The organism is Candidatus Nitrosotenuis cloacae, assembly GCF_000955905.1.
Taxonomy (GTDB): domain Archaea; phylum Thermoproteota; class Nitrososphaeria; order Nitrososphaerales; family Nitrosopumilaceae; genus Nitrosotenuis; species Nitrosotenuis cloacae.
This window is the reverse complement of record NZ_CP011097.1, coordinates 248,786-269,850: the sequence shown is the minus strand read 5'-3', so window position 1 is coordinate 269,850 and position 21,065 is coordinate 248,786. Positions and strand designations below refer to the sequence as shown.

Genomic DNA, 21,065 nt, shown 5'->3' with positions numbered 1-21,065 from the left:
ATGAAAGCAGTAAAGAAAATTCTTGTTGCAATTGGAAACGAGTCCAGCTTAAACAGATGTTTGAATGTTGCAATACCAATTGCCAAAGGCCTTGATGCATCAATTACTGGCATTTACGTTCTTGCTCCACTTCCAAGAAACTTTTATGTTGCTTTAGAGCAAAAATGGAGAAAAAATGAAAAAGAAAATGCTCAGAAATATTTGGACATTGCCAAGGAAAAGTGCGAGCAAAAAGGAATAAAGTTTGATCAGATAATCTCAAAGGGTCAGCCAAGAGAAGTATTGCTAGAACATGAAAAAGAATTTGATCTTATTGTGATTGGCAGAGCAGACTGGGGATCCAAGTTACTGGGCAGCGTCTCAAATGGTGTTGTGTCCAACTCAAAAAAAGACATTCTGCTTGTAGCGTAACTTTACGCTAGATCTAAATTTATTGCACAAAAATTATTTATTTTATTTTGGATAAAAGTGCAGAATAAAGAAACGGCAAGATTGTAGTTATTTCTGCATGAATTGTGGTTTGTTTTGCATTCTGTGTTACCTTGCCCCATGAGATTGCCTCTCTGACAAGTGCGCCACTAAGGCTTCCATCAAATTCTTGTGCAGTGGTGACGTAGACAGCATAATCAAGGCCGTCTCGGTATTGGTTCCACCAAAGGGTATGATGCTTTGATATTCCACCACCCATCATGAATGCGCCGGACTTTTTTGCCTTGAAGACAATCGATGAGAGAAGCTCGCTGTCTGCTACCACATTAAGTTTGAAATCATTATGCTTTTGGGCAAACATCCAGATCTGGCTGCCTACTGCGCCATCCACTATTCCCGGCACCACTACTGGAATGTTGTTCTTGGCCGCCCAATACAGAAAAGAGCCCTCACCCAGATTTTCGCCTATCATTTTGGTAATGTCTGCAGTGGACATTTCCCTTTTACCTGACTTGTAGGCCGCCTCCAAGAATGCCTGCATCTTTTCCTCAATTATTGGGCCATAGCTGTCCATTGGTACAAGCACATTGCCTAGTCTATGGATATTTTTTTCCAATAATGCTGCATCGTCTAAGGTAAATGAGCCTTCCAGATAATTTGAGAAATATCTAGCAATGTCGTGGTCCAGTGCCCCACATGTGGTAATTACAACATCAAACATTTTTTTCTTGAGCATATCGGAAATTATTCCACGCAATCCGGTGGACGTGATTGCTGCAACAAATGAGAGGAACTTGACGCATTCCTTGTCATTAATCATTGTTGATAGAATTTCAAGGCCGTCGGCAAGGTTTCTTGATTCAAAGCCGCCAGACAGAGCCATTTGATTAAAGATACTCTGAATGTCATCTCCGTCTTTTATTGAAATGTCTTTTACTGCTCGATTGCCTTCCATCCTATTGTAGTTTGGAATGTAGTATAAATTTCTTGAAATTTTATGGTCGTATGGTTATCAAATAGCTTGTCGTTGTACTTGCGCCTAAAGATTTGGTAAGCTTGGGAAAAATTTACTTTTTTGCTTTGCTAAAATAAGTCTCAGACAGGTTTTGGTAGTATTGGTCCAGCTTTTTGTATAGTCGTTTTGGCTTTCTTGGGCCTTCCATGCTAAGTGCATACAGACACAAAACCGGAAACGCAATTGTTGCATCTGCATAAACTACTATCACATCTTCATGAGAGTCTTTTACTTTGCCCCAGCTCTTGCCTTCTTGCAGTGTTGCGCCAGAGAGGCCTCCGGTATCTGGCCTGGCATCAGTTATTTGGATGATATAATTTTGTCCGCCGTGGCCTAGGCCCAAAATTTGGTCCAACAATGGACCAGTTTGCTGTGCAGTGTTTTTTGGAACACCGCCGCCAATTTCCACAATTCCTGCCTTTTTTGAATTATACAGAATTGCAGCCTGCTCTATTATTTCTCTAACAAAGTCAACAGAGAACGGTTTGTTGGCAAGTCTGAGCGGTGCCAGATCAAGCGCAAGTGACGAGTCCTTTAGGGTTGAAATGTAAAGCGGAACATCGTAATCATATGCAGACACTACAAAACTGCGCTCTGGGTGAGTCGAGTGTTCTTTTGAGTATTTGCCCATCCAGTTTGCAAATTCTGCAGTAGTGAATGGTTTTTCAAACAAGTTATTCTCAAACATTTTCTGCACGATTGTATCTTGTTTTTTCAGAGTTTCCTCGCCTTTGATGTAGACGTCTCTTATTCTGACAATGTCTTTTTGATATAGGATCATATCATCAACCTCAAAATGCCCTTGTTTTACAGGCAAATTCCACGCAAAATGATCCTCATGATACAGATTAGAGCCAGTAGAGATTATCCAGTCAACAAATCCCTTTTCGATAAGTGCCTTGAATAGGCCTCCAAAGCCAACAGGTGTCATGGCACCCGCAATGGTGAGACAGATTGTCGCATCATCTTCAATCATCTTGCGGAACAGTTTTGCGGCTTCTCCAAGCTGTCTTGCATTGTAGCCGGAGCTTGCATAGATCTCCACTAGATCATCAATTTTCATGTCTGGATTTACTTCTATGTGAGGAATGTTTTTTCCATGAAAATTATGATAATCCATATTTGATGATCAAGATTAAACTAGATAATATATCTAATGTTATCTAGTTTGCCAAAAAAATTCTTAAACAAAAAATCATGCATTTGGAAATAATTGCAAAAAAAATTATTTGCAAAAAATCAATTTCTGCTCTGATTACATTTCTAATTTAATTTCCAAACATTTCAGAATCAGACAAAATTTCGTATATTACGTATAAGATCTCAAACGAGTCCGTCAAATGATTAGGTAAAGATTCTAATCAAATTTGACTTCTTCTTGATGTGCTGATGCACTACAGTGTGCACACCTTTCTGATGAAGTCTTAAAGTATACCATGTGGCATTGCTTGCAGGCCCTCAGCTCACTTAGTTTAACCATACTGCTCGAGTCCTTGCAGCCATACAAAAATCTTATTTTGTCATTACAAAGAGCAGATTAATCTAGAATAAGAGACTACAAAAGATTTTTCAAAGGCCACATACAGTGTAGGTGATGAGTGCGCTTTCCGATCACAGACGATCCGTGAGCAAAAAAACAATCACTGGGTTTGTGCTGCTAGGTATTCTTTCCGTTTTGATTTGGCTCGTTCCAGGCGCAATTGGATTTGATGCAGGCATTTCCTTGCGCCTTTTGGCAATAGTTCTGCTTTCCATATACATCGTACTTGCGTTTGAGATCGTTCATAGAACCGTAATTGTGCTAGTAGCTGCCACCATTGCAATCATAATTGGCATCACCACTGATCTTTTTGAGGCCGAGAAAAGCTTCGAGTTTGCTATTCATTCCATTGATTTTAACACGATAGGTCTTTTGCTTGGAATGATGGTCATTGTGACCATTCTAGCTGAGACAGGCATCTTCCAGTACATTGGAATCAAGATGAGCAAGGCATCCAAGGGAAACATGTGGAAGCTGCTAGTCATGATGAGTGTCTTTACTGCAGTGACGTCCATGTTCATAGATAATGTTACAACGGTTCTGCTTATGATCCCAGTCACCATTTCTATATTCAAGACTTTTCGCATGTCGCCGATTCCATTCATACTTGCACAGGTGCTTGCATCAAACATAGGCGGAACTGCCACACTAATTGGAGATCCCCCAAACATAATGATAGGCTCAGCTGCCGGCATTGACTTTAACACGTTTTTGATTCACATGGGGCCAACAATTGGCGTTTCGCTAATAGTATCATTAATCCTGTTCAAAGTGTTCTTTAGAAAAGATCTCAGGGCATCACCTCAAAACCTTGAAGAGATAATGAGTCAGGATGAAAAATCTTTCATCAAGGACAAATCACTTTTGGTAAAATCACTGTTGGTGCTGTTTGGCACCATAGCGCTTTTTGTCATTCATGGAATTTTGCACGTAGAACCATCAATCATTGCTCTTGGTGGTGCCGGTGTTTTACTCCTCATATCAAGAATAAAACCTGAAAAAATATTCCACGAAGTCGATTGGAGCACCCTCATATTCTTTGCCTGTCTTTTTATCACCATAAGTGTGGGAAGAGAATCTGGAATGATCGATGCGCTGGCAAAGGTTGCGCTAGGCATTACTGAAGGAGACCCATGGGCAAACTTTTTCATGATAACGTGGTTGTCTGCCATTGCAAGTGCGTTTGTAGACAACATCCCATTTGCAGCAACCATGATACCACTAATTGATGTGCTAAACCAAAATCCCACAATTGCAGCAGAATTCAATTATGCGATTAGCCCATTATGGTGGGCACTGGCTTTGGGAGTTGGTTTGGGCGGAAATGGCACACTCATTGGATCCAGTGCCGGAATAATTGCAATCGGCTTGGCAGAAAAATATGGCTATAGAATTACCTTTAATCAGTTCTTCAAAGTTGGATTTCCATTCATGATAATAACTGTCGCAGCAGGAAGTATTGTTTTAATGATAGATGTCATGTTAAAGATCTGATCAATTGAAAATTAGTTTGCATTATTTGAAAGAGCAAACACTGCAATCTAGTCCATCGTGATTTTAAGAAATATCAGTACCCCTGCAAGCTCGGCAATGTGCACGCCAAGCAAATATGGAAATATCTCATGCGAGAACAGCTGCGACATTGAAAAGTATGCATATGCACCAATGGTATTGTGCAAAAACAGCATCACGGAAAACACTATCATACCAAGTGGTAGTTGCGCCCGAGTTCGAACATACATCCTTCCAAAGACAAACATCAAAACACTCAGTACTATCATGTTTGCAATAGATACTCCGGATAGAATCGCTGATGTTTGCTCCATGTAGAAAAAACCACCGCCCCTAGGCTTATTTACTTTTTTCCAGTTTTTGGACGATTTCCAAAAACGAGTCCAAGTTTGCCTCCAAAAATGCTGAAATGAAAAACGTGACATTGTATTTTTCCCCAATTCTTGTAATGAGGTTGTTTTTTTCCAAGACCATCACATGATGAATGATTGCCTTATAGTCTATGCCAAGCTCCTTTGCGAGCTGGTTTGCATTTAGTGGTGTCTTTTGAATTGCCTGAATTAGTCTGAGCCTGTTCATACCGCCTCTTGAGCCGGCAAACACAAACCAAAGCAGGCGCTTTGCGTAAGGATCGTTTGCCATTGAGAAATAGGCCTGGCAGAAACTAGAAAAATGTATTTGTGCATATGCAAAATAATATTACCAATCATACATGATATCAGACCATGATGCTAAACTATGATTATCCTCTGTATAGGCCGCCATCCGAGGCAGACTCGCTTATTTTTCAAGTCACTCTTGGATGCTCATTTAATGAGTGCTCTTTTTGCGACATGTACCGCTCAAAGCAATACTCAGAGCGACCATGGGATGAGGTAAAGGCGGAAATTGATCTCATGGCAAAGGCACTGCCGGACACCAGAAGAATATTTCTGGCGGATGGCGATGCGCTTAATCTCTCAGTAGAATACATGCAAAAGATTGTAAAATATCTAAAAGAGAAATTCCAAAACTTGGAGAGAATTGCATGCTATGCAATGCCAATGAATGTTCTCAAGAAAACCCCAGAGGAGCTAAAACTATTACGGGAATCAGGCCTGGACATGTTTTATCTTGGAATAGAGAGCGGCTCTGATCTTATACTAAAAAAAGTAACCAAGGGTGCTACATCCACTACAATAATTCGGGCCTGCAAAAAGGCAAAGGATGCTGGCTATATCCTGTCCTGTATGATAATTTTGGGCCTTGGTGGCAAGACCCATTCCAAAGAGCACATCAAAGGCACTGCCCAAGTAATCAATGCATCTACCCCTCATTATGTTGGAGCTCTGACACTATACCTAGAAAATGGCATCAAGGACGAATTTCTAAATAAATTTGGCGAGCCGTTCATACCAGTATCGGATTCGGAGGCAAGAGAAGAACTGGAAGACTTGGTATCGCAAATAAATGTCAAAGACGAGGTGATATTTCGCGCAAACCACGGCTCTAATGCATACACCATCAAGGGGACGTTTCCACAAGACAAGCAGATGATGTTGGACAAAATATCATGGATGAGGCAGCACCCAGAAGTGGTCAGACCCGTAGGCCTTCGCGGTTTTTAATAGAAATTTACAGACTGTCAACTATCGGCCTTAGGTTTTCTGGCAGCTCAGGCAGTTCTGTGTGGGATGTGTTGTTTTGTATGATTTCAGGCCCAATTCTTCTCACCCGTTGCGTGCCAATCAAGGTGTCAATGCTTCTTTGTGCGTCTTTTTCTGAAAGTATGGTCTTAAGCTTCTCAAGTAATATGGCCTCGTTTTCGTATTTTTCTATGGCATATTGGACTATAGTCAGCTTGTCAGTGGATGATAGTTCGCTCAACTAACAGATCATTCTGTCTAGTGATAAAAAATCTTTAGTGCAATCAGCGCATGCTTTCTTGGCTGTTGAATCGATTCTCTTGGTTTCGGCCTTTGAATATTTTGGCGTGGTGATATGCTCCAAAGACAAAAAAGACATACGCCCATAAATACGCAATATCTACTGGATGCCCAGTATAGTATTGGTTGCTTTGTGATAGTATCTGATAGCCAGAGTCTGCCACAACAAAACAAAGCATTCCAACCAACAACAACAGCCACGTAAAGCTTACTTGTCCTCTAAAGAACAGTACCAGTCCTATAATGGTGGGCGCAAGACACAACACATCACCTATTGGATATGCCGCGAGCAATATGGTCTTAAATAATGGAAATGTGGATTTTGTGATTGCATAATAAACCAAGAATCCCATGAGCGGTGCACAGACAGATGCCGATATCAGAATGGTTTTCTTTGATATTGAATCCCGAAATGGTCCAAGATACATTATAGCAAAAAGAAAGTAAGCTGGAAATCCAATCATCCAGAAAAAGTCAGCAGACGATGGAAATGGAGCATTTTTGTATACCAGTTCATCGAGTGCCCAAATTATCTCACCTACCGACCAAGATACGGCAAATACTGCAAAAAAGACCCAGGCCTTGCCGAGGCTTCCAATATTGCGGTTTTTTATTGCCAAAGCTACGGCGAGTGCGGCAAACGGTACAACGGTAATTGCATTCATCATATCGGTTGCAACCATTAGGTTGTACTGATCATACTGCAATCCAGTTATCACAACTGAGATCACACCAAGACATAGTATCAGATACCAATTTGAGGATTTTATGGCTTGCAACTAGCTGCACAACACTTTGAGAAATCCGGCAATTGGTTTTTCTTCTTGCAAGTCTGCCAGTCTTTTTTGTATTTTTGCAGTTATGGAATTGTATCCATCACCAAATATTTCATAGAGTATCTCTCGAAGATATTCCGGGTGCTCGTAGCAATCAGAAAAATAGCATCGGTATTTTTTGTATAACCTATCGCCGACATCATCCAGAGCAAGCTTGCCAACATCCAGCAGTACACGCTCAACTACAAAACTAATCAGTGCCTTGCGGATATTTTCCTGTGAGTCAGATATCAACGATAGATACTGGAAAAATTACTTTAAAAGCATTGAGACGACAAAAGCAAGAAATACCTCTCTTGCACCATAACTGAAATCCTTGAGTGCAAAAAGCGCAAACGAATCCAAAGTAGAGGTAATTGCAAGAATGTTTCCGCATGATGCAAATCCTGCTGGAAATGTCTTTGGTGGCGAGATCCTAAAACAGATAGATGTAGTAGCAGGAATTGTTGCCCACAGGCATTCCAGAAAAAACGCAGTCACCGCAAGCATTGACCGAGTAGACTTTCTCAAACCAGTCTATGTGGGAAATGCTTTGATCCTAAATGCCAGACTAAATGCAGTCAAAAACTCGTCAATGGAAATAGAGGTCCGGGTGGAAGCAGAAGACCTAATCAAAGGTACCAAAACGCTGACTGGAACAGCACTAGTAACATCAGTAGCACTGGATGAGAATGGCAGGCCGACGCATGTACCCAAGCTTGCGCTAAAGACCAAAGAGGAAAAGCAAAGATTTGCCCAAGGAATCAAACGCATGAATCAAAGAATCAAAGAGAAAAAACGCAACAAGGCTAAGGCTTGAGATTTTCTATTTGGGATTTTAGCTGACTAACCTGCTTTTCTACGTTTTCCAGTCTTGTGTTTGTGTCAGTATTATCAGAATTTTCATTATCCATAGAGCCAAGATTTGTCATCTTTGAGATGCTTTGCTGTGCTACTGTTCCCCTGCCATTTGGTGTGGCTAGCTGGGCTTTTAGTGCATCCAGTTCTTGTTGTAAGGATGCGATCTTTGAGCTTTCTTGGTAGCTTGATGAGATTAAAAATATTGCAAGAGATATTGAGAGCATTGCCACGCCGAATGCCGCATATGTTATAGAGTTTTTCAACTCTACGCATTACGTGTGATTTCTATAAAAAGTTGAGTATAAAGTTCATAACTGCTCTTGTTACTACAATGCAAAAAACAGAATCACGCTCAGCGCGGCAATTATTATCGGGGTTATCTTTAGGTGAAAATTATTCAGATGCCAAGCGCGGTCTTTGCCTGAGAACTCGTCGGCGCGTGCCTGTCTGCCCACGGCAATCACATTATTCAGGATTAGCACATATGCAATTATCATGAGCTTATCAAAGATTGTCATGTATCCTAATGGCGGGAGCTGATCCAAGACACTGATATGGAAAAATATCAATGCCAATAGAGGTAATACCGACAGATCAGCAACAATTCCATAGTTTTTTGGAATAATATACGCAACAAACGATATGCCAAGAATTATCAGAATTGGAAAGATGGTTTTGAGAAAGGAACCCAATATGTCTCGCTGGATTGTATATTCTGCTACAAACTGCGAGTAGGTATTTTGGCCGTACTTGCTTTCCAGCACTTGGAAATTAGAGTCTATAATTTTCCATCCAGGTACGGTAGCGGACTGGTCTATTCCGGATGCCTCATGTACTGTGAATGTTGCCTTTTGTGTGGGCCATTGTGGTAGTGGTTCTATTTTGATTTGTAATGGGATCTTTTCAAATGGGAAATCACTAAAATCCATCTCGGATGAGAACTTGCCTAGCATTCTCTTTTCTATGATTTGTGGGTTGGCAAACTCAGACCTTGTCTCTAGAATTCTGCCATTTATGAAATCAACTTGTGGTGGTGGGTTTGCGATAAGATCTGCATCTGATGAAATTGAATACCAAAAGTCCATCTCGTATGTGCCTATTTTTTTGTCAATCTCGCCAATGTTGACCAGAGAGATTCCAATTTGATATTCCTGTGATTCTTGTGCATATGCCAAAGAGATTGGCAACATTACAAAGACAAGTAAGATTAGAAATTTCATCAATTAATTTTGGAGTTTTGCATTATAAAAAATCATATCATAAGGATCCAGATGTGATTTTTCGTTAGTCATCGTTTGTGATGGATATTGTTGCATAACTACCACCCTCCGATGCGGTGCTTAGGGTAGCACCTATTGGATCGGTGAGTGTGATTCGGAAGTTTTCGTTTGATTCTGATACAGAATCCCTAATGATCGGTGGTACTGGTTGAGAATATTGTGTCACGCCAGCAGGTATGGTAAACACCATGTCGGCAGGAAATGAAACATAATCACCATTTGCATCGGTAGTACCAGTACCCCTTGTGGCAGTGCCAGGAGTATCTGTAATCTTGAACTTTACAGGTGTTTGCGGAGGAGTATCAAGGAAGATAACCATTTCCTGTGTAGGTGTAGGATTAACGTTTGTCGTCCCCTCTTTAATAGCCGCGCCCCAAGTTCCCAATTTAGGCAAGTTTTGGTTCAGAGTTGGCGGAGAACTGGAATCATCATCTATTATCGTTACAGTTGAAACTATTTGTCCTCCAATTCCGGCACCGGTTATACCATAGAGTACTAGTGTGAATGTTTCGTTTGATTCTGGTCTAGAATCAGGATAAATCATCATCGGTATATTGACAAATGTTTGGCCAGCTGGAATTGTCACTGTAGTGCTAGTAGAGATTGTAAAATCATCAGTATTTGCATTTGGAGTAGTGCCAAGAGACATAGTAGCAGTATTCGGCAGTGCATAAATCCTAAATGTGACAGGCGATGTAGATGGGGAGCTTAGTGATACAGTTATGCCAGACGGACTAGGTTTAGAGCTAGAATCTGTTCCCTCTAGAATAGATACTTGAGGATGAAGGGATATCGATCTTGATGGTTGTGTAGTGCCATCATCGTTTTTTATTTCTACCAAAGCAATGTTGTTTTCAATCGTGGCTCCTTCCGGTTTATTTATAATCACAACAATCCCCTCGTTTGACTCAGATAACGAATCAGCTTTGACGTAGAGAGGTATTCCAAGCTGTGTTTGTCCTGGTGCAATAGTAGGTCGAGTCATTGCTTGGTAGCTGCTCACATCATCAGCGGATGTTGTGATTGGAAGTATAAGACGGTCAAATGAGACTGGAGTTGAAGATGATGAGCTTAGATACACGTTAGTCGTAAAGTCGGTATAAGGATTAGTGGAAGATGATGTTGATGTTCCTTCATTTTTTGGATAGGGGGAATTAATTGATAGTGTTGGGAGTGCAGAGCCAGATGTGCCGGTAGTTCCAGTTCCTGTGGTTCCGGATGCGTCATCGTCTGTTATGGTTACTGTTGCGGTACCGTCAGATATGGTGGCACCTGTTGGGTTGGATATTGTTATTGTGAAGGTCTCGGTTGATTCTGATATAGAATCTGGAAATACTGTCGGTCTAATTATGATACTAGTTTGGCCTTCTGGAATTACTATAGATGCTCCTGAAGGAATAGTGGCATAATCTCCTGTGTACCCAGATAGCTTACCAGTAGCATCACGTGTTGGTGTACCAGCTATTGCTGTACCATCGCTTGTTGTAAATGAAACACGTATTCCGCCTGAAGGTGCAGGAGCAGATGAAGTTATTGTGAGGCTGAGACCAGGATTTGTTCCAGTTCCCTCGGTTACTGTTTTGTCTTCTATAGATAGTGTTGGGAGTGCAGAGCCAGATGTGCCGGTAGTTCCAGTTCCTGTGGTTCCGGATGCGTCATCGTCTGTTATGGTTACTGTTGCGGTACCGTCAGATATGGTGGCACCTGTTGGGTTGGATATTGTTATTGTGAAGGTCTCGGTTGATTCTGATATAGAATCTGGAAATACTGTCGGTCTAATTATGATACTAGTTTGGCCTTCTGGAATTACTATAGATGCTCCTGAAGGAATAGTGGCATAATCTCCTGTGTACCCAGATAGCTTACCAGTAGCATCACGTGTTGGTGTACCAGCTATTGCTGTACCATCGCTTGTTGTAAATGAAACACGTATTCCGCCTGAAGGTGCAGGAGCAGATGAAGTTATTGTGAGGCTGAGACCAGGATTTGTTCCAGTTCCCTCGGTTACTGTTTTGTCTTCTATAGATAGTGTTGGGAGTGCAGAGCCAGATGTGCCGGTAGTTCCAGTTCCTGTGGTTCCGGATGCGTCATCGTCTGTTATGGTTACTGTTGCGGTACCGTCAGATATGGTGGCACCTGTTGGGTTGGATATTGTTATTGTGAAGGTCTCGGTTGATTCTGATATAGAATCTGGAAATACTGTCGGTCTAATTATGATACTAGTTTGGCCTTCTGGAATTACTATAGATGCTCCTGAAGGAATAGTGGCATAATCTCCTGTGTACCCAGATAGCTTACCAGTAGCATCACGTGTTGGTGTACCAGCTATTGCTGTACCATCGCTTGTTGTAAATGAAACACGTATTCCGCCTGAAGGTGCAGGAGCAGATGAAGTTATTGTGAGGCTGAGACCAGGATTTGTTCCAGTTCCCTCGGTTACTGTTTTGTCTTCTATAGATAGTGTTGGGAGTGCAGAGCCAGATGTGCCGGTAGTTCCAGTTCCTGTGGTTCCGGATGCGTCATCGTCTGTTATGGTTACTGTTGCGGTACCGTCAGATATGGTGGCACCTGTTGGGTTGGATATTGTTATTGTGAAGGTCTCGGTTGATTCTGATATAGAATCTGGAAATACTGTCGGTCTAATTATGATACTAGTTTGGCCTTCTGGAATTACTATAGATGCTCCTGAAGGAATAGTGGCATAATCTCCTGTGTACCCAGATAGCTTACCAGTAGCATCACGTGTTGGTGTACCAGCTATTGCTGTACCATCGCTTGTTGTAAATGAAACACGTATTCCGCCTGAAGGTGCAGGAGCAGATGAAGTTATTGTGAGGCTGAGACCAGGATTTGTTCCAGTTCCCTCGGTTACTGTTTTGTCTTCTATAGATAGTGTTGGGAGTGCAGAGCCAGATGTGCCGGTAGTTCCAGTTCCTGTGGTTCCGGATGCGTCATCGTCTGTTATGGTTACTGTTGCGGTACCGTCAGATATGGTGGCACCTGTTGGGTTGGATATTGTTATTGTGAAGGTCTCGGTTGATTCTGATATAGAATCTGGAAATACTGTCGGTCTAATTATGATACTAGTTTGGCCTTCTGGAATTACTATAGATGCTCCTGAAGGAATAGTGGCATAATCTCCTGTGTACCCAGATAGCTTACCAGTAGCATCACGTGTTGGTGTACCAGCTATTGCTGTACCATCGCTTGTTGTAAATGAAACACGTATTCCGCCTGAAGGTGCAGGAGCAGATGAAGTTATTGTGAGGCTGAGACCAGGATTTGTTCCAGTTCCCTCGGTTACTGTTTTGTCTTCTATAGATAGTGTTGGGAGTGCAGACTCGGTTGTTGGTGCAGACTCGGTTGTTGGTGCAGACTCGGTTGTTGGTGCAGACTCGGTTGTTGGTGCAGACTCGGTTGTTGGTGCAGACTCGGTTGTTGGTGCAGACTCGGTTGTTGTCCCATTTGTCACGGTATTAACATCTTGTAGTAAAGATTCCTGCTGTGTCACGCCACCTCTAGAGACACCTTGTTGAGCCACACCACCAATAGAAAACCTGCTTTGTTGATCGCTTTTTCCATCCCGTTTTATCTCAGAGCAAAGCTTGTCACCGCAAACGATTTTTGATATAGAGTTTTGTGATGTCTTTTTTAGCGGTGTGCCAGATGATTTTTTTGCATCAACATCTGAAATCGGCACTACGGAAAACAACAAGATAAATGACAAAAATATTGCCAGGGGTAATTTTTGCAACAGAATTATAGAATAATTTCTGCTATAAAAGTAGGATCGTATTATTATGAAGTTAAGAAATCCATCAAATTACATCATCAGTTATGATGTAATTAAATTCGCCACATAAGACTCTAAATTTTTACCAAGGCTGCGAAGAAATTATCTGACTTTGATTATTCCCTGCTTTATCAGATACTGCAGGTTTGATGCAAAATCAGTGTCCGGTATTCTATCATGCGACCACCAGGCAGCGTTTTGCTTAATCCATGTTGGGATCTTGGTGTTTTGGCCGCCCTCCTTGTCTATTTTGTCTGGGAACTCTACCATGACTATTCCTTCCTTGATTAGCCACTCTATTGCAGTAGAGAACTCTTTATCAGATATTACATCCTGCGCCCAATATCCTGCAGCCTGTCTTACCCAGGTTGGAATCTTTGATTTTACGGATTTTGGTTGCGTCTGATCCACACCATTTGATGTAACATTTGATTTGGTAGGTGTGAGCCCAGATGCCACCACCGGTGAGCCCTCTTTTATTATGGTGGTCTCTTTTTCCGTTATTCTTTCTGTCTTTGATGTTTCTATCTTGGTGTTCTCTATCTTGGTGTTTTGTATTTGTGCAAGCTGTGCCCTGAGCTCTGCCAGCTGCTTTGCCATGTCGAGCTTTTGCGCCTCCAAGTCCAGCTGAGATGACGAGCTAGATTGTGCGAAAGCCTGATCGTCATTGGTCAGCTTTACTATTGATTCATTATCGGATATTGTGGCCCCTTCTGCATTGAACAGCGAAACCAAAAATGCTTCATCTGATTCTGATATGGAATCGCGGATAACTTTGATTTCTATGTGGAAGCTGTCCTGGCCGGGAGCGATCTGGCCGTTTGTTGGAACCAGCACTGGAATATAATCATAGTCTCCCTGGGCGGTAAGATCTTTGGTCATGTACTGGAATGTTACAGGTGAGCTTCGCTGAGGGGAATCATTTGTCAGCCTAACTGTAACATAGACACTGGAGCTTCCAGATGAGGTTCCTTCTGCAAATGTATAGTCGCTAACAGACAGAGTAGCTCCACTAATTTGTCTAGATGTTGCGATGTTAGGCACGCTTTGAGGCGGAAGGGGGGTATTTTGAGGTACTGGATTTGTGCTCGGCGCACCCAAAGAACCTGCAGATGAGCTTGTAGTGGTGCCATCCTTGTTGATTATGGTAAACATGGAGACCGTAATGTTGTAAGTTATGGTAGTGCCGGCAGGATACAAGACAGCGGTACCAATAGAAGTCATTACTGTTGTACCAGATGGCGATGTGATGATCGTGGTGCCGTCTCTGTATTGTACGGTTAGGGTGTGAGAAGCCTCATCATATGCTAGTATGGTTCCAGCAGGATAAGTCGTCGTGCCAGATGAGGTTGTAACTATGATCGTAGTTAGAGTTGTGATTATTGTGGTACCATCAGAATATGTCTTGGTTGTAATGTCTTGTGTTGACGGTGGAGTTGTGGTTGGGGGTTGAGGGATTGGCTGTGGTGTCGGTTGTGGGGCAGGTTGTGGTACGGGTGGGGAAGAAGACGGTGGTTGTTGGGTTGGAGGAGTGGGTTGTGTTCCAGAATCATCATCAAGTATTGTGATTGCTGCTTCTCCATCCAGTATGACTGCTCCACGTACAGACGAAATTATTATTGTAAATGTCTCATTTGGTTCCGGTGTAGAATCGGCATTTAGTCGAACGTTTAGTGTTTTGCTGAGTTGACCTTCTGGGATTGATCCAGGTATTGGTGATGATGGTGCTGAATAGTCGCCATTTTGGTTTGATTGAGACGATGGTATTGCAGTGCCAGGACGTGCAGACCATTTGAAATCTATTCCACCAGGTGGAGCTGCCATACTTGAGCTAACAGTAAATGTCACAGTTGTAAGACTGGATGATGTTCCTTCTGCTACCGGAACATCAGAAATTGACAATATTGGAAGTACTGCTGGGGTTGCTGGTGTGGCTGGGGTTGCTGGTGTGGCTGGGGTTGCTGGTGTGGCTGGGATTGCTGGTGTGGCGGGTTGGTTTGAATATCCATCCCTAGAATCATCATGTTTTCTATTGTCGTCTCTGCCTGATTCTCTTTTGTCGTCCTTATCGTTGTCTCTGCCTGATTCTCTTGCATCATGCTCCCTAGTGTCACCTCTAGAATCTCTTCCAGAGTCATCGCCTTCATCTTGATCTTCTACATCATCGGCATCATCATCGGATTCTAAATCAGAATCCAAGTCTTCTTGTGTGATTGATGGATCATCGCCATCACACTTGTTTCCAATTCCATCACCATCCTTGTCTTTTTGATTTCGATTCTTCACGGCGGGGCAGTTATCTACGCTTTCTGGAATGCCGTCCTTGTCAGGATCTGCGAAATCAGCATCGCACTTGTTGCCAATTCCGTCTCCGTCCCAATCTCGTTGTTTTTTGTTCTTTACATTGGGACAGTTGTCTTGGTTGTCTGGGATCTTGTCCCTATCAGAATCCATGTGGGCGGACTGCTGTGATACTCCACCAATTGAGAATCTACTTTGCGGGGCTACCTTTCCATCCCGTCCTGGAATTTGCTTTGTGCTCTTTTCTTGCTTTACGTCTTGTTTTATTTTGGAGCAAAGCTTGTCTCCGCAAATCAGCGATTTTGTGTTTGATCCAAATGATTTTGCCTTTTTTGTTTTGGTGGCTGTGTTTTTTGCAGCATCCGCATCATAAATTGGAACTATAGCAAATACAAGAATAAATGAGAGAAATATTGCCAGTGGTACTTTGTGCAACAAGTCGTAGATCCGTTTGGATTATAAAAATACGATCGTGAGATTGTGAAGTTATGAAATGACTTACCACTCCAAACGCAGAGTATAGCCACGGGTAAGATTTTCAAATTCCCACCTTAGGCTGACTTTATTATCAGACTGTGCGATGTGTGGTACAGTAGTCAAGGCCTTTTTTTGCTCCGTTTCCTGGTTTAGCTCAAAGAGTACAGGTTTTATTGGAGCATTTTTGTCGTGCTCAAGTGATAGCGCAAATTTTTTGCAATCAACCAAAAAGGCATTCTCAAAGTACCGGTTTGGCTCCTCCACGTCATATTCCAGTGTAAATCCGCGGTTTTTTTCCTGTCTTTGTATTGGCCGATTAAACGCGGTGCTAAACTCTTTGGAATATGGCTTGTCCATTGTTATGCTAGATATTCTCATTGGCTGCCCAGACTCATCACGCACCAAGATGTTTAGATCATTTATCGAGTCTTTTTTTACGTCCGTTCCGATTCCATGCAATACATACTGGATTGGCTCATCAGAGATATTTTCCAGCTCGTACGTTCTTTTGTGGTGCACAAGCATCGTATCATGATTTTGAATCAATAACTCAACAGACGCAGAAGGATATATGGTGGATTTTTGTATTTTTGGGATCTCTTTGCCCATCATACTTTTGTCTACTATTCCCTTGGTTGGGCTTTTTGGATTGCCAAACCCATCCCCAAATGCAGAATAAATCAACATGGTAGTGCCATGTTTGATGGTATAGTCATGTATGGGCCGAATGATCTTTTTGTATTCATCAGATAATTCGCAGAGATCTTCTGCTAGTCTTGGGCTAAGCAAAATATGCCCATCATCCCCAAGATCCATTACCCTGCGCGTCAGAATTATTCCAGGCCCCCAGATATCCAGATTCCCCGTGATGTTTTTTACCACATAAGATATTCCACTGTGCAGACCAATTCTGACATTTATTGTCTCAGATGGAATCCGAGACTTGTTGTATTCTGCAAGCCTTGCTTGCAGCTCTATTGCTAGCCTTAGCGGCAACTCTGGGCCTTGCAAGAATCCAAGCCAGAATCCATCCCCAGTGGTATTCAAAAGTAGGTTTTCCTTTGGCGTTGTCTTGTATGTATTACACTCTAAAAGGCATGATGTTAGGCCCTCGATTTTTTTTATTTGTGATTTTGTGGAAAGTTTGGGATCAGATAGGCTGACTATGTCTATGAAGAAAAAATTTGCATGAACCAAGCTGCCCGAAGTAAGATTCATTGCTAGTTCAGAATCTTTACTTTGAGATAAATCTAGCCATAAATGCAAAGGGGATGGAACTGCACATTTGATGCATGATCACATTCTGTGCAACGAAGTGTGATTGGCTTGCGACACTGCTTGCATTTCTCGGAGATGTTCATCTCGCCGCCACACTTTCTGCAAAGGTCTGCGCGCACCAGAGTCATTGTCTGGCTCATCTTTAGATCACCTCCATTGTCTTGAGGTTGGCTGCGTATTCGCGCGGAACTCGCTCGTCGATTTGGAGTTTTTTGCCCTTTGGAACGGATTTTACCATGTTCCACTCAAATGTGCTCAGTCTGTTGCTTGCCACTAGGCCTGCAAGTAGGACCATGTTTGCCACCTTTGAGAGGCTATAGTTTTGGTTCTCACTACATATTAGATGTCCCTGGATTTCTCTTAGCTTGGACTCTACCTGCTCATCAATTACGATGGTCAGGCGCTTCCATGTTTGCTTTTTTGGTTGTATTTGCATGGCATATCTACATCACACAAAATCATATTGTGTCCTTAGCTTGCAAATCAAGTTTTAGCTTGCAAGCTAAAATGGCTTGAACTGTATGATGTGTATAAAAGATAACATCATGAGATTGCAGTGTCAAGAATGTAGAAGACAGCTGGTAATACAATTTGAGAAAAAATATTGTGGATTCAGGGGAAGATGCAAAAGCTGCAAGACAGATTTTGCATTGTAGCAAGCTTTAGATTCATTGGATATTGTATATCATACCATGGAGGATTCTGACAGGGTTTCTGATCTGCTGCTTGATCTTGCAAGTCAAAAGCGGAGGGGAATCTTGCTTGGAATAAAAAACAATAATTTTGGAATAACAAAGCTTGCAGCATCACTTGATTCCACACCACCAGAGATTCATCGAAATGTGGAAAGACTCCTCAAAGACGGATTGATTCAAAAAGACTCAGAAAAAGAATACGTCTTGTCTCCAATTTGTGAGGCAATGCTAAGCCAGATATCCACGATAGAATTTTTTGAAAAACACTCCAAGTATTTCAAAAAGCATGGATTTGCAGGCCTGCCAACAAAGTTTCTGCTAAGGCTGGGCCAGCTAAGTGACTGCAAGGAAGTAAATGGATTTGTCCGAGTCCAGGAAGAATGGAACAAAATATACCAGGAAGCAGAAGAATTCGTCCGTAATGTTTTGTACGAGGTATCCTATTCTAGTGACATAGTAAAGACGGTGGTTTCTCAGGTAAACAAAGGTGTAGCATTTAGGAGCATATTTTCTGCAGATGCCATTGTTTCCAATCAGAGGCAGAGTGCGCTAGGCTCCAAATCCCTAAAAAAAGCCCTAGACTCCGGTAAAATAGAAAGAAAGATCAATTCTGATGTGCAATTTGTACTGATAATGAATGAAAAACAGGCGTGTTTGTCGTTTCCAGATGAGGATTTCGAAGTTGATGTCTCATCGTGCATGAGTAGCAAAAGTTCGGAATTTGTGGACTGGTGCAATGATTATTTTGGGTTTTTGTGGAAGGAATCTAGTTTTTTTAATGAAAAGAGGTTGAATTTAGCTAGTAAATCATAAATGAAGACAATTGTTTACAATCACGCAGTTCAACCGATTTAAGGAGTTTTAATTGGTTTTACCATTATGTTATTTTGAGCAGATTTTTGTGCTTTCAGTTGACTTCTTTCAACAGTGAAAATGTATTTGACTTTATTTCCACTTGCATCAGTATATTCACAAGCACGAGTTAATGGTGATGGTTTAACTGTGTTACATGAAGTTTCTTTGATTGAGATAGGAACCATATTTGGATCATAGTCAATTGCTTGCGGCGGTATGAATTGCTCAGGATTCAGCATGGGAGTTTCATAATTACGCGGTTCTGGAATTACCGGTGGTGTGGTATCATGATACAGCCCCATTTGAGGTGCAATACTATTTCCTATAAGCAATGTTTCTCCCTTAGTGGTGAGCATACTTTTGGTAGGTACGTAGTTGCCATCAGTCAACATGCAGCCGGTATACGATATTGGTGGGTTTTCTTTAATCGTGCCAGTGTTGACATCCAATTCGAGGACACTACCACCATCACCAAAAGCAGATGAAGCATATAGATGATCTTTGGAATCAATAGCAATAGCACTAATATTTACAGTTCCAAAATGTCCCGGATTGCATGTATGTGGAGCACCTTCAAGTCCTAGTGGATTAGTTACAACTTCCAGATTCTTTGCTTGTTCTAGCGCATCATCAGAGTTATTAATATGAACATAAACACCGCCTCGAACATTAGCAAGAAGATAGTTGCCAAAGTTACTTGGTTCTAATACAGTAGTTTCTGCTGCAGGGCCCAACATGTCAAGTCTGTCAACAGTTGCGCCTTTTTGTAATGCAGACAATACAACCTGTGCGCCCATTGAATGTGACATCAAAAAGATCTTTGTTGTAGGATGAGCTTGATGATATGCATTAATGAATGCTGCTAGTGCATGACCGTTGGATCTTGCAATCTTTTCTGCCATATGATAATTTGCAGAAATAAATGCCATGCCGGTATCAGAGTCCCATGAATATACAATCAGATTCCGGGCTAGATCCTGTTCACCCAGATTCCATAATTTGTCGTAAACATTATCATATTTTTGCAATGCATTATGGTGGTCGTTATTGTAACCATGAACAAAGATCACTATTGCACATGGATTTGGCCCAAATATGTTGCCATCAATGCCGAAATTGGTAGGCTGATCTGCATTAAGTTCTCCGTCGGTGAGGACATCATAGTCGCCCCTTGTTTTAACAGTAGGGCGATCATTTGATTTTATTGAGGCATTTGGATCACAATCAACATTAGGTCTTTTGTATTCTAGTGAATTATGATAACCAGGAAACCTATCCAATATTCCATACCAGTGATTTGCTTTAACTCCAACATAACCTTCATCAAAAGAATCTGAGTATTGTACGTAATACGGCACATTGTTTTCTGGAAAAATTTCAAGTGTTGAAACAAAATTTCCATTTTTATTGTATTTGTGTATTTGGTAACCATTATCAGCAACATACACATTGTCCATTGAATCGATTGCTAATCCTCTGGAAAATCGATTTACAAATATTGATGATTCGCCGTTGACATCAAGCTTATGGATTTGTGATCTATAACTATAGAACAAATTGCCATTTGTATCAAAGACCCAAAATTTGGGCATAGAAAGGCTACTTCCAGAAAATGAACCAATGTCTTTTAGGTATGTTCCATCACATTTGTATAATTTTACTTCAGCATCAAATGTATCAGTCGGAATAATTGCTATTGCGTAACATGCTGAATTTTTATCATACAAAACAGTTTGAACATAGGCATTATTTTTTAGTGCACGAATTGTGTTTGTTACAGAAGAAATGTCTTGAGGATTTGGGGTAAAGGAAAGAAGAGGAGGATATTGATTTGGAATATTAAGTACTTGCGGATACGTATAAGATTGTGGCGATCTAGCAAGTTCAACTGAGTTTTGTGCAGAAGGTGATCCTGATTGTGATGTGCCTTTTAGCATAACTTGATTGCCTACAGTCTGCATCTTTTGCACTTTCTGTGCTATTTGTGCAGCTTGTTGCGTAACGCCACCTCTAGAGATTTCTTGATCTGCTGATTCTAATTCGATTGGTACATCAGATTTTGTTTGCGGTGTTTTATCAGTTAGTGTGTAATTTTGAGAGCCATTAAATCCCGCAAATCCAATTGCTGCTACAATTATAGCAATAGTCCAAATTATTGCAGCTTGATCAAATTTGCGCACAAAATTTTGTACAATTTCTTTATTATAAGAATAATGGTTTTTTTATGAATTTATGAATTAACCATTATCATGATCTCTGAAAATATGCTTACACAGTACACAGATCAAT

20 protein-coding genes are annotated in these 21,065 nt (G+C 41.4%); 5 read left to right on the top strand and 15 right to left on the bottom strand.

Annotated elements, in window-relative coordinates; translation table 11 throughout:
* Window positions 1–411, top strand: a complete 411-nt coding sequence (locus SU86_RS01350) for a universal stress protein (RefSeq protein WP_048186936.1) — start codon at window positions 1–3, stop codon at window positions 409–411.
* Window positions 412–448: 37 nt separating this feature from the next.
* Here SU86_RS01350 and SU86_RS01345 read toward each other — a convergent pair whose 3' ends face one another.
* Both SU86_RS01345 and SU86_RS01340 read right to left on the bottom strand, forming a co-directional pair.
* Complete coding sequence (locus tag SU86_RS01345) at window positions 449–1,384, bottom strand: deoxyhypusine synthase (protein WP_048186935.1); 936 nt, start codon at window positions 1,382–1,384, stop codon at window positions 449–451.
* 112 nt (window positions 1,385–1,496) lie between these two features.
* A complete protein-coding gene (locus tag SU86_RS01340) occupies window positions 1,497–2,564 on the bottom strand; it encodes a homospermidine biosynthesis protein (protein ID WP_048186934.1) in 1,068 nt (355 codons plus the stop codon).
* A 474-nt stretch (window positions 2,565–3,038) separates the two neighbouring features.
* On the opposite strand from SU86_RS01340, the gene SU86_RS01335 reads away from it, so the two are divergent.
* The gene (locus SU86_RS01335; RefSeq protein ID WP_052755417.1) at window positions 3,039–4,478 is read left to right on the top strand and encodes an ArsB/NhaD family transporter; all 1,440 of its coding nucleotides are present in this window, start codon (window positions 3,039–3,041) and stop codon (window positions 4,476–4,478) included.
* Window positions 4,479–4,525: 47 nt separating this feature from the next.
* On the opposite strand, the gene SU86_RS01330 is transcribed toward SU86_RS01335, so the two are convergent.
* A complete protein-coding gene (locus SU86_RS01330; RefSeq protein WP_048186933.1) occupies window positions 4,526–4,810 on the bottom strand; it encodes a DUF8036 family membrane protein in 285 nt (94 codons plus the stop codon).
* A 25-nt stretch (window positions 4,811–4,835) separates the two neighbouring features.
* Window positions 4,836–5,138, bottom strand: a complete 303-nt coding sequence (locus tag SU86_RS01325; RefSeq protein ID WP_048186932.1) for an ArsR/SmtB family transcription factor — start codon at window positions 5,136–5,138, stop codon at window positions 4,836–4,838.
* 83 nt (window positions 5,139–5,221) lie between these two features.
* Here SU86_RS01325 and SU86_RS01320 point away from each other — a divergent pair, with 83 nt between their 5' ends.
* Entirely contained in the window at window positions 5,222–6,103 is an 882-nt protein-coding gene (locus SU86_RS01320) for a radical SAM protein (protein WP_048186931.1), read from the top strand.
* A 7-nt stretch (window positions 6,104–6,110) separates the two neighbouring features.
* On the opposite strand, the gene SU86_RS01315 is transcribed toward SU86_RS01320, so the two are convergent.
* Genes SU86_RS01315 through SU86_RS01305 form a run of 3 tightly spaced genes read right to left on the bottom strand, consistent with a single transcriptional unit; the run spans window position 6,111 to window position 7,491 of the window.
* Window positions 6,111–6,362: a hypothetical protein gene (locus tag SU86_RS01315; protein ID WP_048186930.1), complete on the bottom strand. Its 252-nt coding sequence runs from the start codon at window positions 6,360–6,362 to the stop codon at window positions 6,111–6,113.
* A 43-nt stretch (window positions 6,363–6,405) separates the two neighbouring features.
* Window positions 6,406–7,200 carry a hypothetical protein gene (locus SU86_RS01310; protein WP_048186929.1) on the bottom strand — a complete coding sequence of 265 codons (795 nt, stop codon included), beginning with the start codon at window positions 7,198–7,200 and terminating at the stop codon, window positions 6,406–6,408.
* Window positions 7,201–7,491, bottom strand: coding sequence for a hypothetical protein (locus tag SU86_RS01305; protein ID WP_048186928.1), 291 nt, complete (start codon window positions 7,489–7,491; stop codon window positions 7,201–7,203).
* Between the two features lie 130 nt (window positions 7,492–7,621).
* Between SU86_RS01305 and SU86_RS01300 the strand changes: the two genes are divergently transcribed.
* Entirely contained in the window at window positions 7,622–8,056 is a 435-nt protein-coding gene (locus SU86_RS01300) for an acyl-CoA thioesterase (protein WP_082096275.1), read from the top strand.
* Here the strand turns inward: SU86_RS01300 and SU86_RS01295 are convergent.
* From SU86_RS01295 to SU86_RS01270, 7 genes are all read right to left on the bottom strand, one after another.
* Window positions 8,046–8,360, bottom strand: a complete 315-nt coding sequence (locus SU86_RS01295; RefSeq protein WP_048186926.1) for a hypothetical protein — start codon at window positions 8,358–8,360, stop codon at window positions 8,046–8,048. The genes SU86_RS01300 and SU86_RS01295 overlap by 11 nt on opposite strands.
* Before the next feature lie 63 nt (window positions 8,361–8,423).
* A complete protein-coding gene (locus SU86_RS01290) occupies window positions 8,424–9,317 on the bottom strand; it encodes a ligand-gated ion channel (RefSeq protein ID WP_048186925.1) in 894 nt (297 codons plus the stop codon).
* A gap of 64 nt (window positions 9,318–9,381) precedes the next feature.
* Window positions 9,382–13,131, bottom strand: a complete 3,750-nt coding sequence (locus SU86_RS10135) for a Calx-beta domain-containing protein (protein WP_048186924.1) — start codon at window positions 13,129–13,131, stop codon at window positions 9,382–9,384.
* A gap of 141 nt (window positions 13,132–13,272) precedes the next feature.
* Window positions 13,273–15,906 (bottom strand): Calx-beta domain-containing protein, encoded by a 2,634-nt coding sequence (locus tag SU86_RS01280; protein WP_048186923.1) that lies wholly within the window; start codon window positions 15,904–15,906, stop codon window positions 13,273–13,275.
* A 63-nt stretch (window positions 15,907–15,969) separates the two neighbouring features.
* Window positions 15,970–17,166 (bottom strand): adenylate/guanylate cyclase domain-containing protein, encoded by a 1,197-nt coding sequence (locus tag SU86_RS01275; protein WP_148550713.1) that lies wholly within the window; start codon window positions 17,164–17,166, stop codon window positions 15,970–15,972.
* A 32-nt stretch (window positions 17,167–17,198) separates the two neighbouring features.
* The gene (locus tag SU86_RS09690) at window positions 17,199–17,366 is read right to left on the bottom strand and encodes a hypothetical protein (RefSeq protein WP_158507454.1); all 168 of its coding nucleotides are present in this window, start codon (window positions 17,364–17,366) and stop codon (window positions 17,199–17,201) included.
* Window positions 17,367–17,368: 2 nt separating this feature from the next.
* Window positions 17,369–17,662 (bottom strand): hypothetical protein, encoded by a 294-nt coding sequence (locus SU86_RS01270; protein ID WP_048186921.1) that lies wholly within the window; start codon window positions 17,660–17,662, stop codon window positions 17,369–17,371.
* A gap of 256 nt (window positions 17,663–17,918) precedes the next feature.
* Between SU86_RS01270 and SU86_RS01265 the strand changes: the two genes are divergently transcribed.
* Window positions 17,919–18,734 carry a helix-turn-helix transcriptional regulator gene (locus SU86_RS01265; protein WP_148550711.1) on the top strand — a complete coding sequence of 272 codons (816 nt, stop codon included), beginning with the start codon at window positions 17,919–17,921 and terminating at the stop codon, window positions 18,732–18,734.
* A 38-nt stretch (window positions 18,735–18,772) separates the two neighbouring features.
* Here the strand turns inward: SU86_RS01265 and SU86_RS01260 are convergent, their stop codons facing one another.
* The gene (locus SU86_RS01260; protein WP_048186919.1) at window positions 18,773–20,956 is read right to left on the bottom strand and encodes an alpha/beta hydrolase; all 2,184 of its coding nucleotides are present in this window, start codon (window positions 20,954–20,956) and stop codon (window positions 18,773–18,775) included.
* Window positions 20,957–21,065: the final 109 nt, after the last annotated feature.